This is a genomic window from bacterium (assembly GCA_029210965.1).
GTDB lineage: Bacteria > BMS3Abin14 > BMS3Abin14 > BMS3Abin14 > BMS3Abin14 > JALHUC01.
This window is the reverse complement of the sequence record JARGFZ010000001.1, coordinates 62,883-76,449: the sequence shown is the minus strand read 5'-3', so window position 1 is coordinate 76,449 and position 13,567 is coordinate 62,883. Positions and strand designations below refer to the sequence as shown.

Sequence of the window (13,567 nt, the reverse complement as noted above, 5' to 3'; positions counted from 1 at the left end):
CAATTTTACAGCAGGTGCAGGAATGGCCTTATGGCACGCGTTGCCGTCATCGGTGTTGCTGTGCTCAGCTGCGTTTCAAACTCCGGGGCAGCACCCCTTGGCGGAACGGTTCACGATCTTTCAGCCAGCCCGGCTTACATCGCATCAGGTGGCAGTGGACTATGCGGTCAATGTCACACCTCTCACGGTTCCTGCGAGCTGACCCTTTGGTGCAGGGATCTAACGCCGGACGCAGTGTCCCCGGGCGACCTGTGCTTGGATTGTCACGATGGGACCCCTCCCTCGTGGGCTTTAAACGCCAGGGATGTTGGACGGTTTAATGGCTCACTTCACGATTTTTCAGGGGAAACCGTTGCCCCGAGAGGTGCCTGCAGTGCCTGTCACGATCTGCACCTGCCCGATCCAGGGACTCTGGGTTTTGAGGGTGTGGTCATCCCCGTGACCAGTCTCTGGACCAGGGACCTGACGGAAGAGTTTAACGATCTCTTTCAGAAAAGGGATCTTGGCCAGTCGGCCTCTGTCAGACCAGATTATCTCATCGGCACTACCGCCCTTTGCTTCGATTGTCACTCGGGCAACCACATCGACAGCTTTCCCGATACCGTATTTGATTTCGACAACAATCCGCAGGACATCGCCTTTGGCGGGGACCGACAGAGCGCACCTGGCGGAGTGGTAGGTTATTATGAGGTTCCCGATGGCCGGGAACCGGACGGCCCTCTCGACGCCACTGATTTTTTCAAGGTGACAGGATCCCCGGATATTTATGTACCGGGGGGACACTACGTCATGACCTCCATGGACAGTGGAACAGAAATTGACAATTACCAGGTTCGGACACCCACGGGACGGTTTCTCTACGAGATCAGTATCGGGGATAAGATACCTTGCCAGTTGTGCCATGATCCGCACATGGGGGAGATCAACTCTGCCTCCGATGATGAGGCATTCTTTGCCCGGGAAGTTTATGCCGGTGAGGACAAGGTCGCTACCAACAACGACAGTTACTTTACCGGGAAGGTTTTCAAGACCAGTGCCGTGAGCAGGGCCGGGCAGGCAGTGGGGGAAGATGACGGCACCGGCCGTGAAATGTGCCTTTGGTGCCACGGGTCCTCCGACTGGGACGAATCAACTCTTTCCTTCAGCGTAGGCATTAATCCTCTCATCGTTACAGCGGGAGATCCCGTTCTAACAATTTATGGGATAAAGGTGAGGACGGCTTTACATCCGGACGGGTCACCGTCCTTTCCTCCGCCGAATACAATATGGTCCCATCGCAGCGACAGCACCCAGCCGTGCACCGATTGTCATGGCCATAACAATGTACAGCTTCCTGGGGAAGGCTGCCTGGCATGCCACAGTGCCCCCAAAGTATCCGAGAGGGAAACACCGGCCGAGGATCTTCCTCTGGGTATCAACGCCACAGATTTTGACAGTGACGGTCACGGGAACCCTGCCTGGGGGCTGCAGCAGGGCAGGGAATGCGTCTATTGCCATCTGACGACAGCAGACCAGCACCCCTCAAACCCTCTGGATGTTGCAAACAACCCTTACAGATTGAGAACTTATGGGCCAGGCAGCCCCGGTAGCCAGGTGTGTCTGGTGTGTCATAGCTCCGCGGGGGCAGGGATATCAGTGGACAGCTCTGCTAGTCCCCTCTCCACGGCCAACTCTTCCGTCAATATGGATACTGCTCACTGGGGTCTCAGGCACACTGGTGCGGACGGAGGCGGGTGGTGCTGGGATTGCCATAACCCCCACGGTAACGGATCTTTCACCGACAACGCCAAGCTGATCTGGCAATACCCCTCTGCGGCATCATCAATCACCACCGGACAGTTGATCACCCCAACAGGCAGCGCGGTCATATTTACTCCTCTCACTGGAAAGGGGACCGACTATGCGCCGGTGGATGCGTACACCGGGGTGTGTCAGGTCTGCCACAATGATCCCGCTCTCATGTGGCACGTAGTGAGCGATACGTCCAAGAATGGTCACATGAACACTCCTGCGGGGGGAACCAGGTGCACCGTATGTCACTGGCATCGCGGAGCTTTTGCTCCCAGCGACTGCAACGGATGCCATGATAGCGGTCTGGCTGGGGCCCCTGTTGTCCTGGCCAGTTCCTCTCATGTGGATGCCGACGGGCCGACAGGATCAGGCTACGTTGCGGGTGTATGTGTGGATTGTCATGGTGGTCATGCGGACGGCGTAACTGGTGTCAACGATGTGGAGATATCAACGGTTCTTGCTTCCGGGCAGCTGATCCCTGTTTTCGATACGGGCGGGGGCTTCTCGAGTCACGGAAACGCCATCCAGTTGGGCGGGACTGCGACGGTAAGGTTCGGTGCGGCCACAGAGGCCCAGATGTGCTGGGGGTGCCACGATACAGTAGGTGTGTCTGAGTGGGGGCTGCCGACCATGGACACCAACGGAACTTTCCCCGATTACGATTCCGGCAGCGTGGATGTGACCGACTGGACGGCCGCCACCTGGACAAGCGCCGAATACCTTTACAAGGGCGGGCCCATCCAGTCCACTCACGCCGCCGATTTTGCGGCCTCAGGTCCCGGTGTGGACGCCGTGGGTTCCATCAGGTGCTCCTACTGTCACGATGTCCATAACACAAAGGCAGGGTCTCCGGCCGTGTCGCCCTATCTGAGAGGTACCTGGATGGGTAACCCTTATCCGGAGGATGGAGCTCCACGTTTTGATGCGGGAGGAGATCAGCATATATACCCCGATGTCAGCGGCACCTTCGGTGCAGTCCCTCGCGGATCTACTGCCAATACCCAACCGGGAGGCTATTTCATTGACCAGAACAGCGGTTCACCTACAAGTAACCCCTCCTTCAATTCGGCAGATAAGGTGGCGGGACTTTGTGAACCGTGCCACGGTGACGGAGATGGCCTGTGGTCAGCCGACGAGATCAATACACTTAATACCTTTGGTAACGCAGCGTCGGATTGGGTAGGAAGCAATGGACATGCGGCGGCCGTGACAGGCGGAGACGGAACCGGGGCAGCCAATGTCTTCGATGACGGGCTGAGGCTGGGTACAACGGGGTATAAACTCTCCACTGCCGTGGGGGTACCAGGAGGGGCGCCGGCCATGGCTTATCAGAACTTCCTGCTGGGGACCAACGACAGGGCTCTGGGGTTTAGAGGCGCACAGGGCCACGCATTTAAAACCCAACTATATGTGGACACGGCCATGAATTTTCCATACGTCTTCAGGCACTTCTCGTGGGGGACGACGGCTGGTGCAGGTGTAGTGGACTACCCCTATCACCGGTTTACGTGCTCCAAGTGTCACAGCCCCCACGCCTCCCGGCTCAAGCGCCTGATGATAACCAACTGCCTGGATACCAACCACAACACCTGGGACGACCCGAGGGCTGGTATCGATTCACTCCCCTTCACCGGTACCGAAACGAACCGGGCAGGGGAAAATATAAGCCCGGAGAACTCGGGGGTGACCTGGGGCAACTCCACATCCGCTCAGAACTGTCATCGCCTGAGCAACTACGACAACGCCTTCGGTGAAGGATGGAACAGGGTCACACCGTGGGCCGAGTTTCCAGGAAATCAATAGATGAGACATCAGTTACAAAAATGTAACTATTTAGGGTGTAATGTGTGTAATATATTAGCAGCTTTGTTATATTTCCCCTTTACGGGTTAATGATGTGATGAATACTTTATGGGCACATATTGGAAGGTTTTCCTTCCTCACCCTGTCGATCCTGGTCGCCGCCTCTGGACCTGCGACCGCCGATGTTTTGCTGGACGTTGATTTCATGGCTTCCAACATCGGCACAGGCCAGTCTGCGGGCTGGAGCTCAGCCGTTGTTTCGAGCAGTACCAGTAAGGGTGATTTCCTCACATTTCCCTCATACGATGCCCTCAGCGAGGATAGCGGTACCATAGAGTTGCGGCTGATTCGCAGGAACGTAAGACCCATAGAGACCCTCTTCACCCTGGTGGATGATCGGGGGGCTCCGCTGTTCATGGCGCAGGTTTTCTGGGAAGGGACTTTCGTTAAGGGCTCTCCGGAGATCAACTTCGAGGGGTTCATGAGCGATCATGTATGGTCCAGTGACTGGTCAGCGCCTCGCTTCGGTCAGTCCAGGGTCGTTGCATCGACCCTGCCTCTTGGTGAACCCATTGCTCCTGGCGGTGTCCTTCACGTCGCCATGACCTGGGGTCCGGAAGAGGGGGATTGTGGCTTTCACCTCAACGGACGCACCTTGCCCATAGTCGTACCCCAGCCTTTTAAAATGGATGAAATCCTGAAGCGGACAAACCGCCTCGTGGTAGGGGCAGAACCGATCCAGGGGACGGATGGAGGCTATGAACATCTCAACAGCCCCCTGCTTTTCCTTCGCACCTATGATGAACCCATAAACCCCTTCGTACCGGTCATAAGCCTCGTCAGGCATAACGGTTTTCATGTGGCCGGATACTCGGGGAAACTGGTAACAGGCGACACGGTGTCCGTAACACTCAAGGGGGATGCCTACCAGACTGCCAGCTTCGACCTGGGTCATCATATTGGTGTTCCCATGAACGAGCTCCCCGGATCGTCGGGTACCTACACAGGAAGCCTCTCTATAGGCTGGTCGGACGGTGAAATACAGGAAGCCGTTGTTGGCCATCTTGTGAGCCCTGAGGGGTTGGAGGCTGCACAGGTTCCTTCGGAGCGGGTGGTTGATGTGGACGCAAGGGTTTTCACCGATGTGAAAGTGGCAGAGGAAATTCTTCCGGCCGATGAAAGTTCTTCCTCCGACGTATCAGTTATAATCACAGATGCCAACGGCAATGCGATCCAGGGACACGAATTGAAACTGACGATGTCTACGACAGACGAGTACACGGGGATCGCTGGCAGCGGCACCCTGGAAGACCTCGTGGGCGGTGACCTGGATGTGGACTGGGGCGGTATGACCGATTCCTTCGGTGCGGTGACAGCCCGGTATGTAAGCGGTTTTGCGGCCAAGACGATCCTGGTAAGCGCCAAGAATATGACTTCTGGCGATGTGGGTATCGGTTATGTACGCTCCTTTATTGAGGGATCTGTTGATATCGTGGTCACAGAACCCAAGGTGAGGGCTCTATCGGTTGCCGGCACCATGGACATATCCCTGTCCAGGGAGTGGCTGACTGCTGACGGGCGGAGCCGGAGCCGGATAACCGCAGTGGTTAGGGGCGCGGACGGAGAACCTGTGTCAGGCCACACTGTGCGGTTTACCCTTCTGGGAGATAATGGCTCGATCCGCGTTGTCCAGGGAAAAACCGATTCCAGGGGCCGGGCCTTCGCGGACTATATTGCCGGTATCGTAATGGGCCAGGTCCAGGTTGAAGTGCGGAACCTGACCTCAGGCATGGTGACAGTAGTTCCCATCGAATTGCGTCCAGACGCTCCCGCAAAGATCGTGCTTTTGGCGAAACCCGGCGAGGTGACGACAGGAGGGGAGACGAAGGTGACGGCCAGGGTAACCGATGCAAACGGAAACCCCAACAGCAGTGTGGATGTACTCTATGAGATCGCGGCGGGTACCGGTGAGATTAGCGCCGTCAGCGTTGCCACGGACGGTGAAGGCATCGCCGATGCCGTGTTTACAGCGGGAAACTTTCCAGGAATTGTGACGGTGCGTGGTACCGTCACAAGCCGCGTTCCCACCGATGATGAGATCTCGGCTGCTGAGGGCGCTGTGTTCCTGTATGGCCTTGATGAAGACCCGGGCCGTCTGGACGTTGTCCAGTGGCTGGTTAAAGCGGGCGATGAAGTGATGGAAGAACAGGAGCTGGTCCTTTTGGAAGACAGAGTTGATAATGTCTACACTGTCGTAGCGCCCAGGGACGGTATCATGAGCGTATTCACCGCTGAGGTGAGGGACCGGGTGGAGTACGGGGACACGCTTGGATACATTCTGCCTCTGGCAGAATGAGTCCAAAGTCCAAAGGAATCAAACTTTAGGGCATGGACAAAATACTAATATCCCAAATTATAGGGCAAAAAATCGGGGGGCTTAGCGTAGAGGGACATACTGACGGCTTCTTTGGTCTTTGGGCTTTGGTCTTTGGACTGACGAAGGGGTTGATTCAAGCAACCTCTTTGGAAGATGGCCGGGAAATCAGATCAACCGGTTTTTTAGCATCTTTTCCGTTGGACTTCATATCTTTGATCACACCGTCCAGTATGTGTCCTGTCACATCCATGATCTCAGCGTGTGTAAATTCGTTGTCGCGAAGGATCTTATAGAAAGAACGGGCCACGATCTTTCCTGTTTTTGCCCGGTCGCCGGCTGACATTTTGAGCATTCTTTCCAGTGTTTCGCAGTTCTTCATTTCAGTTCCTTTCACACTGTTCAGTAGGTATCTGATGAGAGGTAAGAGCAACAACCGTGCCGGGAAAGTGGTCCTGCCAACAGAATACATTTGCACCGGGTATTCAGGTGGTAATAAGCAGTATAACGGGATCAGATACAAAAGTTATGTTGTCTAACATGCTGAAAATATATAGGAAAATATTAATAAAGGGAGAAATGATCAATGGATATAAGACGGAGCTCACATCAGGGCATGGTTCTATTTTCATGGAAACCTCTCCTTCACAGGCGGTAATTATCCATAGGTGGGGAAACATGTGGCGATTATGCAACAATAGTGTGGGGCGAAAATGACACATAACTCCTTCTTGAACGGCCGACAAGAGTCCGGTATCATATAAGGGTTCCGGAGGTGAGGCTACAGGAGTGGGGGCACGCCAAGGGCCTCACCACCGGATGTAAAATGGTCCGAGGAGACATTTTCCGCTTTTGTTAAAGTTCCAGATTTGGGCATTGGGGGTATATAATGAGGTTTATTCAGGCCAGATCTGTTTTGTGCTGGATAAATACTTATAATCCGGGCCGCTTTTTCCCATCCGCTGCAGTCTTCTGTGTCATTGCTGTTTTGTTCGCTACAACGTTAACTGAAACAGCTTACTGCGCCACCACAGGTGACCTTGACCTCACAGGTCGTCTGGAACAGTACGCCAAGAAAGTTGAACGGATAAAAAACCCCCACGAAATATCCTGTTCCGAGTGTCACGTCCAACTGGGAAATGGCCGGTTCCTTCAGTATCTGGTGGACGACGATACGATCTCTCTTTGCCTCGAGTGTCACACCCCTTCACACCTCCATCCGGTGGGAGTTCCCGCGTCCAGCGATACCGACGTACTCCTTCAGATCTGGCTGCCTCTGGGAAAAGGAACCCTTGGCGACCAGGTCATATGCCTCAGCTGTCACTACATGCACTCCGACGAATACAGACCTTTCCTGCTCAGAGGCGACACTGAGAAGAAGAAAACAAGGCAGGACAACCTTTGTTCGGCCTGTCACAAAGGATCTATGTACACCCGTTCCCCCCACGATGAGACGAGCGAGTCGTGCACCTTTTGTCACATATCGAGACCCGAAGAGGGCCAGAAATTATCCGAGATCCTCAACTCCAACGTTCAAGCCAGTTGTGATTTTTGCCACGATGCTCTGGGCAACGGACATTATCTTGCGGTCAACCCCTTCGGCGATCCGGACAAGACGTGGGATTTCGAGGCCCTGGGGATCCCCCTGATCCAGGGACGCTTTACCTGTGTCAGTTGCCACGATCCCCACGATACTGCTAATCGTAAAAAGAAGATGCTCCGTCCCGTTTATCTTTCGTTGGCAATAGCTTCGGATCGCATCAACCCCCACTGGAAGAATGTGATGTGCATCTCATGCCATTTCGGTGATCCGGTGGACGGAAACCCCATGCTCCTGACAGGAAGCGATCGCAGCGCCGTTTGTGATCGGTGTCATAACGGGCGGTTCGCACGAAGAGATATCCATCCCGTGGGTATGGTTCCATCATCAAACGTTGTCATACCCCTCGAAATGCCTCTGGCCGAAGGAAAAGTCACATGTGTCACTTGCCACGACTCATCCCTGCAGGAAGGTGGGGAGGAAAAAAAATCGGTGGGGAAGGTAAATCCGGATTTTTTACGAGGCGGCTACACGGTTCGTAACGAGTTCTGCTTCCGGTGCCACAAGGCGGAACAGTTTGGAAAACTGAACGCCCATCTGCAGCTGGACGAATGGGGTATTGTCAGACCCCAGTCCTGTCTCTTCTGCCACACTTCTCTTCCGGATCAACAGGTGCTGGGGATCGAGAGCGCCGGGTTTAAGGACGAGTCCATAGATGAATACTGCACATGCTGCCACGAAGGCTTGGATAAAGGTCATCCGGTGGGTGGTGACCACCTCGTAGAACCTTCAGATGATGTGTTAGCCGTTATAGAAGGAGCTGTGGAAAAGATCGGTGTAAAGCTGCCTCTTTATAATAACCGTGTAACCTGCGTCACCTGCCACAATCCCCATGAAGCAGGGGTGATCAAACATAAGGCTGCTGCCAAGGGCGCGGGGAACAAAAAACGTCTCAGGCTTTCCGGGGACAACATAATGATGATCTGCCTCGGGTGTCATAAGGGGATGTAAGAAGGGCAGTGTCCAGGATCTAGTGTCTGGTATCTGGAAAAAGAACACAGAACCCAGAACGCAGAATATAAACCTGAAGTACACGCCTCCAAAACCAAAAACCCGAAACCCAGACCCTAAACCCCGGACCCTGTTTTTACAGAGAGCACTCCCAGTGCCGTGTCCACGATAATGGCGAACAACCCTACGAGTATGGCCCCTTCCAGTACAAAGGCGGGGTTCTCGCTGATCAGGCCGGCGATAATGGGTTTTCCCAGGCCCCCGGCACCGATGGTGGCCCCCAGGGTGGCCGTTCCAATATTGATCACGGTGGAAATACGTATGCCGGCAAGGATCACCGGCATGGCAAGGGGGATCTCCACCTGGCGGAGGACCTGGTACGGTGTCATGCCCATTCCGTAGGCTGCTTCCAGTACGTCTGAAGCCACCGCATCGATCCCGGTTATCGTATTGCGAAGGATGGGGAGGAGGCCGTACAGGAAGAGAGCAATTATGGTGGGTTTGAACCCAAAACCAATCACAGGTACGGCCAGGGCAAGGATGGCTACCGGTGGAAAGGTCTGGCCCATGGAGGCCAGGGCGCTCACAGCGGGCAGGAAATCACGACCCCAGGAACGGGTCACAGCGATCCCGGCGGCGAGACCGAGTACGGTTGCCAGACCGCTTGATACCAGTACCAGTATCCCATGTTCCAGGACGAGCTGGCTGAAGAAAGCCATATCGTAGATGACTTTATCGAGTTTGGGGTCCAGTGAGGGGAAAAGCCATGACATCGATATCAGCCACGGTTCTTTCCAGAAGGTGAGAACGAGGAAAACCACCGTCAGGGAACCGAGAGTAAGGATCTGTTTTTTTGTGGTTGATGTCATGGTTTTTAATATCCAACATGCAAAATTTTTTGTGCACATGTGCACCGGTGCACTATTGGAATATATCGTCAGCTGTTGATTTTATTCTGCGTTCTGTGTTCTACGTTCTACATTCTGGCTTTCACGCCTCAAGAATATCTCCCATCCTGATCTCACCCAGAAGCACTCCTTTCATGTCCACAACGGGAGCGCTGCGGATCCCCTGTTGGACCATGCGGGAAAGAGCTTCCTTGAGGGTTGAATCGGTATCGACAGCTGACATCCTGAAATCCAAGCTGGTCATGGCAAGACCAGCTGTTGGTTCACCACTTTTCAAACTGTTCTCATCCAGCCAGCCAAGAACTGTGCCGTCATGGGCGAGGACCCAAAGGTAAAAATGCTCGGCGATCAGCCCGGCTGCAGATTGGAGGGGATCCGAATCCCTTATATTTGGAGCATTTTTCATATAGTTGCCCGCAGGCAGCCGGGACAGCCTTTTCAAAGCTCTATCGGTACCGATGAACTCTGTGACGAACCGTCCGGCCGGGGCGGTCATTATGTTTTCCGGCGTGTCGTACTGCACCAGTTTCCCATCTTTGAGAACCAGGATACGCGTGGCAATGCGGATCGCCTCATCGATGTCGTGGGTGACAAAAACGATGGTTTTCTTCAGTTCCTTCTGGATTCTGGCGAATTCGGTCTGGAGAGACTCCCGCGTGATGGGATCGATGGCCCCGAACGGCTCATCCATCAGGAGGATGGCAGGGTCAGCGGCAAGAGCTCTTGCCACACCCACCCGCTGTGCTTCACCTCCTGAAAGTTGACGGGGGTACTGGTCCCGGTAGACACCAGGGTCCAGGTTAAGCAGATCAAGGAGTTCGTCAGTGCGCCGTCTGATCCTTGACATATCCCAATTCATGAGCTGGGGCACAATCCCGATGTTCCTTGCCACTGTCATGTGGGGGAACAGCCCCACACTCTGGATGGCGTACCCTATCTGGCGTCGCAGTTCCTCTGGACGGTAATTGTATATATCCTTCCCGTCGAGGGTGATACTCCCTCCGGAAACCGGGATGAGCCGGTTTATCATTCTGAGCGTCGTTGATTTACCACACCCGGAGGGTCCGATGATCACGCAGAATTCACCGTCCTCGACCTCGAAAGTAAGTTCATCCACTGCGATTTTTCCGGGATATTCCTTTGTCACCTGGTTCAGGCTTATCATCTGAGACCTTTCGGTTGCAGTATCCGAATAATGCCACCCATAAGGGAATCGACGAGGACTGCAATGAAGATCGTCGGGATGGCTCCCAGGAGGATCAGATCGTTAGCTGCCTGTCCCAGCCCCTGGAAAATAAACACCCCCAACCCTCCGGCGCCAATGAGTGCCGCTACCGCGGTAAGGCCGATGGCCTGCACAAGAGCAACCCGTATTCCGTTGAGGATAACTGGAGAGGCGATGGGGATCTCAACTCTGAAAAGGAGCTGCGATCGGGTCATGCCCATTCCCGTTCCCGCTTCGATAGCCCCAGGATCCACCGTCGTAAACCCGATATAGGTGTTACGTGCCACCGGTAGGAGAGAATAGACGGTGAGGGCAATGATGGCCGGGGCGGCCCCAATACCTTTTATCCCCATATCGGTAAGGACTGGAAATTTCAGAGTCGCCGCCGCCAGGACCGGTATGAGTATGCCGAAGAGGGCAAGACTCGGAAAGGTTTGCAGGGTATTGAGGGTAAAGAATGTAGGTGCATACAAGGTTTTTTTTCTGTGTGCCAGCAGGCCCAGTGGAATCCCCAGGCCAAGGGCAAGCCCCACCGATGAGCCAGCAAGTGCCAGGTGTGTTAACAGTTCACCAGAGAAACGTTCCTTCCGATTGGCATATTCACGCATGATGGAAAGCATATCAAGGTCGCCGGAGACCAGCATCCCCAGGAGGATCCCCCCAGTGACAATTCCCATTGTAGTGATGAAATTCTTCTCCTTGCCCGATCTTTGCCATGTATCTGTCAGGATGACGATGAGGGCAAACAGGAGTGTCCAGAAGGCCGGACCGAGGGAGGTCCGGGCTATGGATCCGGCATTCTGGGTCGTCCATGAGGCGTGCCTTGCGGCGGTGGCCATAAGTAAAAGGATGAGGGTCGACGAAAGCGAACCGGTGGAGAAGAGGTGCATCCGACCGGGGATGCGCAGGGCGGAAAGGAGGATAAGTATGGTCCATAATATTACTACTGCGACCCATAGATACCCCTGGGTCTGGGTTAGAAACACCGCTTTTCCCACAGCAATTCTGTTGGGTCGGAAGGTGACGAAGCCGGAAAAAAACATGGCTGCCAATCCCAACGCAGCAGCGCTGAAGGGTACTTTTTTGATGGAGAAAAGACCCCGCATGAAAAGACCCAGTAGCCAGTTGTCAGGAGTCAGCCGCAAGGAGGTTATGTCTCCTGGATCCTGGCTCCCGGGTACTGACTCATTTTACTTAATAAACCCTTTTTCCTTCAGGTAGCCCTTGGCCACCGCTTTCGCGTCCAAACCTTCAACCTGGATCCTTGCGTTGAGTGTCTGGAGGATCACCAGGTCGAGGGATTCGAAAACCGGTTTCAGAATAACCTCGATCCCGGGATATTTGTCCAGGACCTCCTTCCTCACGATGGGAGCCGGTTCGTAAACCGGCTGAACAGCTTTGGTATCCTTCAGAACGATAAGGCCAAGAGCTGCCAGCTGGCCATCGGTTCCGTAGGCCATGGTAAAGTTCACACCGTTCACTCCCTGGGCGGCGGCCTTTTCTGTTTGAGCCGTATTGCCTCCCGACAGAGTGAGGAGCTGGTCCTTGCGCAGATTGAACCCGTAGGCTTCCTGGAACGCCGGCAGGGCGGCAGCGCTGTTCACGAACTCCTCGCTTCCGGCGAGTTTGACCTTGCCCCCGTCGTTGACGAACCTGGCGAAATCCTCGAGGCTATGTATTTTGTTTTTGTCCACCACATCTTTTCGCCCGGCAATGGCCCAGGTATTGTTGGCAGGGGCAGGAGTCAGCCAGACAATGCTGTTGCTCTCCATGTCAAGTTCCTTGACCTTCCCAAAGCCTTTAGCCGCATCTTTCCAAAGAGGATCGTCGGCAAGACCAAAGAAGAAGGCACCGTTACCAGTGTATTCCGGATAGATGTCTATCTGTCCAGCTGCGATGGCCTTCCGGACCATGGGCGTGGGGCCGAACTCTGTCTTGTTTTCAGTGGCGATGCCGCCATTCTCCAGCATGAGGATAATCATGTTCCCAAGCAGAGCACCCTCCGTGTCGATCTTGGAGGCCACGACGACCTTGTCTGCTGACAGGGCAGGTGAGATCGTTAGAATAAGGATGATGACAACGGTAAAGGATATCAGGCTCATTCGTCTCATTTTTACCTCCTTGGTCTGGTCTCGCTTTGTCTAAAAAACCAGCGCGAGACACATGTATCGAAATGTCGGGGTATCGGTGTGTCGGGGAGCAATCCTCAAATACACGGTGTTGCCGTTTATAGTTATGGCCAGTTGTGCGTATTTTTTTCCGCCGCGTCGCCGTGTCACCGCGTCAGGCGGTCTTCGATACCCCGTTACGGTTCGTTAAATGCCCTTGAGTAGGTCTTTTTTCAGGGTCTTCAACCCTCCGTCCCCCAGCTTGTCACCAAACCAAATGGCCATGAGAGCGCTGGCAAAATCCGCTCCCGGAATTGTTGCCTTAATGTCGCCCTTGAGGTTGACTGTTGTACCGATACCGGGTTCATAGGCGAAGATATATTTATCACCTTCCATGGCCGATGCTGAAAAAAGGGATACGAATTGGTCCATTTGTTTTTTCAGCTCCGGCCCGGCTGATGGAGTATTGGCTTCAAATCCCTCGCGCCAGCTTTCCTGCAGCTTTTCTCCTTCAACCTCTTTGTACAGGAAGCTCATTACAATGGCCTTGGCCTGCTCCGATCCTATAACAGCAGCTGGGTCGTTGGACCGGTTTTTCATGTACAGGCCTGCAACATAGACTTTGACCTTGAGAAAAGTTTTGGTCCTGATCCCCATCCCTGCCAGAGTAACGGTATCCCCTCCGATCCGGAGGGTGTTGTCCAGGGTAACCCCGGCAAGTTCACCTGCCAGTAGTGTAGTAGGTGCGATGGTGAAAGCAAAGATCAGTACAAGCGTCAGAAGATCTGTTTTTTTCATTTTTTTCTC

9 protein-coding genes are annotated in these 13,567 nt (G+C 54.2%); 3 read left to right on the top strand and 6 right to left on the bottom strand.

Translation table 11 applies throughout. From position 1 onward, the window contains the following. Positions 1-30: 30 nt before the first annotated feature. Positions 31-3,594: a cytochrome c3 family protein gene (locus P1S59_00305; protein ID MDF1524705.1), complete on the top strand. Its 3,564-nt coding sequence runs from the start codon at positions 31-33 to the stop codon at positions 3,592-3,594. A 97-nt stretch (positions 3,595-3,691) separates the two neighbouring features. After that, a complete protein-coding gene (locus P1S59_00300) occupies positions 3,692-5,950 on the top strand; it encodes a hypothetical protein (protein ID MDF1524704.1) in 2,259 nt (752 codons plus the stop codon). Between the two features lie 154 nt (positions 5,951-6,104). On the opposite strand, the gene P1S59_00295 is transcribed toward P1S59_00300, so the two are convergent. Next, positions 6,105-6,350, bottom strand: a complete 246-nt coding sequence (locus tag P1S59_00295; protein ID MDF1524703.1) for a hypothetical protein — start codon at positions 6,348-6,350, stop codon at positions 6,105-6,107. A 507-nt stretch (positions 6,351-6,857) separates the two neighbouring features. Between P1S59_00295 and P1S59_00290 the strand changes: the two genes are divergently transcribed. Further along, entirely contained in the window at positions 6,858-8,519 is a 1,662-nt protein-coding gene (locus tag P1S59_00290; protein ID MDF1524702.1) for a cytochrome c3 family protein, read from the top strand. 116 nt (positions 8,520-8,635) lie between these two features. Here P1S59_00290 and P1S59_00285 read toward each other — a convergent pair whose 3' ends face one another. From P1S59_00285 to P1S59_00265, 5 genes are all read right to left on the bottom strand, one after another. Next, positions 8,636-9,388 carry an ABC transporter permease gene (locus P1S59_00285; GenBank protein ID MDF1524701.1) on the bottom strand — a complete coding sequence of 251 codons (753 nt, stop codon included), beginning with the start codon at positions 9,386-9,388 and terminating at the stop codon, positions 8,636-8,638. A 121-nt stretch (positions 9,389-9,509) separates the two neighbouring features. After that, positions 9,510-10,592: an ABC transporter ATP-binding protein gene (locus tag P1S59_00280; GenBank protein ID MDF1524700.1), complete on the bottom strand. Its 1,083-nt coding sequence runs from the start codon at positions 10,590-10,592 to the stop codon at positions 9,510-9,512. Beyond that, positions 10,589-11,797, bottom strand: coding sequence for an ABC transporter permease (locus P1S59_00275; GenBank protein ID MDF1524699.1), 1,209 nt, complete (start codon positions 11,795-11,797; stop codon positions 10,589-10,591). The genes P1S59_00280 and P1S59_00275 overlap by 4 nt, the downstream gene beginning before the upstream one ends. Positions 11,798-11,842: 45 nt before the next feature. Beyond that, a complete protein-coding gene (locus P1S59_00270; GenBank protein ID MDF1524698.1) occupies positions 11,843-12,754 on the bottom strand; it encodes an ABC transporter substrate-binding protein in 912 nt (303 codons plus the stop codon). A gap of 213 nt (positions 12,755-12,967) precedes the next feature. Continuing rightward, a complete protein-coding gene (locus P1S59_00265) occupies positions 12,968-13,558 on the bottom strand; it encodes a chalcone isomerase family protein (protein ID MDF1524697.1) in 591 nt (196 codons plus the stop codon). Positions 13,559-13,567 lie beyond the last annotated feature (9 nt).

What these genes read in the sequence shown, in the direction of transcription:
- P1S59_00265 (MDF1524697.1), bottom strand. Translation starts at nt 13,558, where the DNA reads ATGAAAAAAACAGATCTTCTGACGCTTGTACTGATCTTTGCTTTCACC.
- P1S59_00280 (MDF1524700.1), bottom strand. Translation starts at nt 10,592, where the DNA reads ATGATAAGCCTGAACCAGGTGACAAAGGAATATCCCGGAAAAATCGCA.
- P1S59_00290 (MDF1524702.1), top strand. Translation starts at nt 6,858, where the DNA reads ATGAGGTTTATTCAGGCCAGATCTGTTTTGTGCTGGATAAATACTTAT.
- P1S59_00295 (MDF1524703.1), bottom strand. Translation starts at nt 6,350, where the DNA reads ATGAAGAACTGCGAAACACTGGAAAGAATGCTCAAAATGTCAGCCGGC.
- P1S59_00285 (MDF1524701.1), bottom strand. Translation starts at nt 9,388, where the DNA reads ATGACATCAACCACAAAAAAACAGATCCTTACTCTCGGTTCCCTGACG.
- P1S59_00305 (MDF1524705.1), top strand. Translation starts at nt 31, where the DNA reads ATGGCACGCGTTGCCGTCATCGGTGTTGCTGTGCTCAGCTGCGTTTCA.
- P1S59_00300 (MDF1524704.1), top strand. Translation starts at nt 3,692, where the DNA reads ATGAATACTTTATGGGCACATATTGGAAGGTTTTCCTTCCTCACCCTG.
- P1S59_00270 (MDF1524698.1), bottom strand. Translation starts at nt 12,754, where the DNA reads ATGAGCCTGATATCCTTTACCGTTGTCATCATCCTTATTCTAACGATC.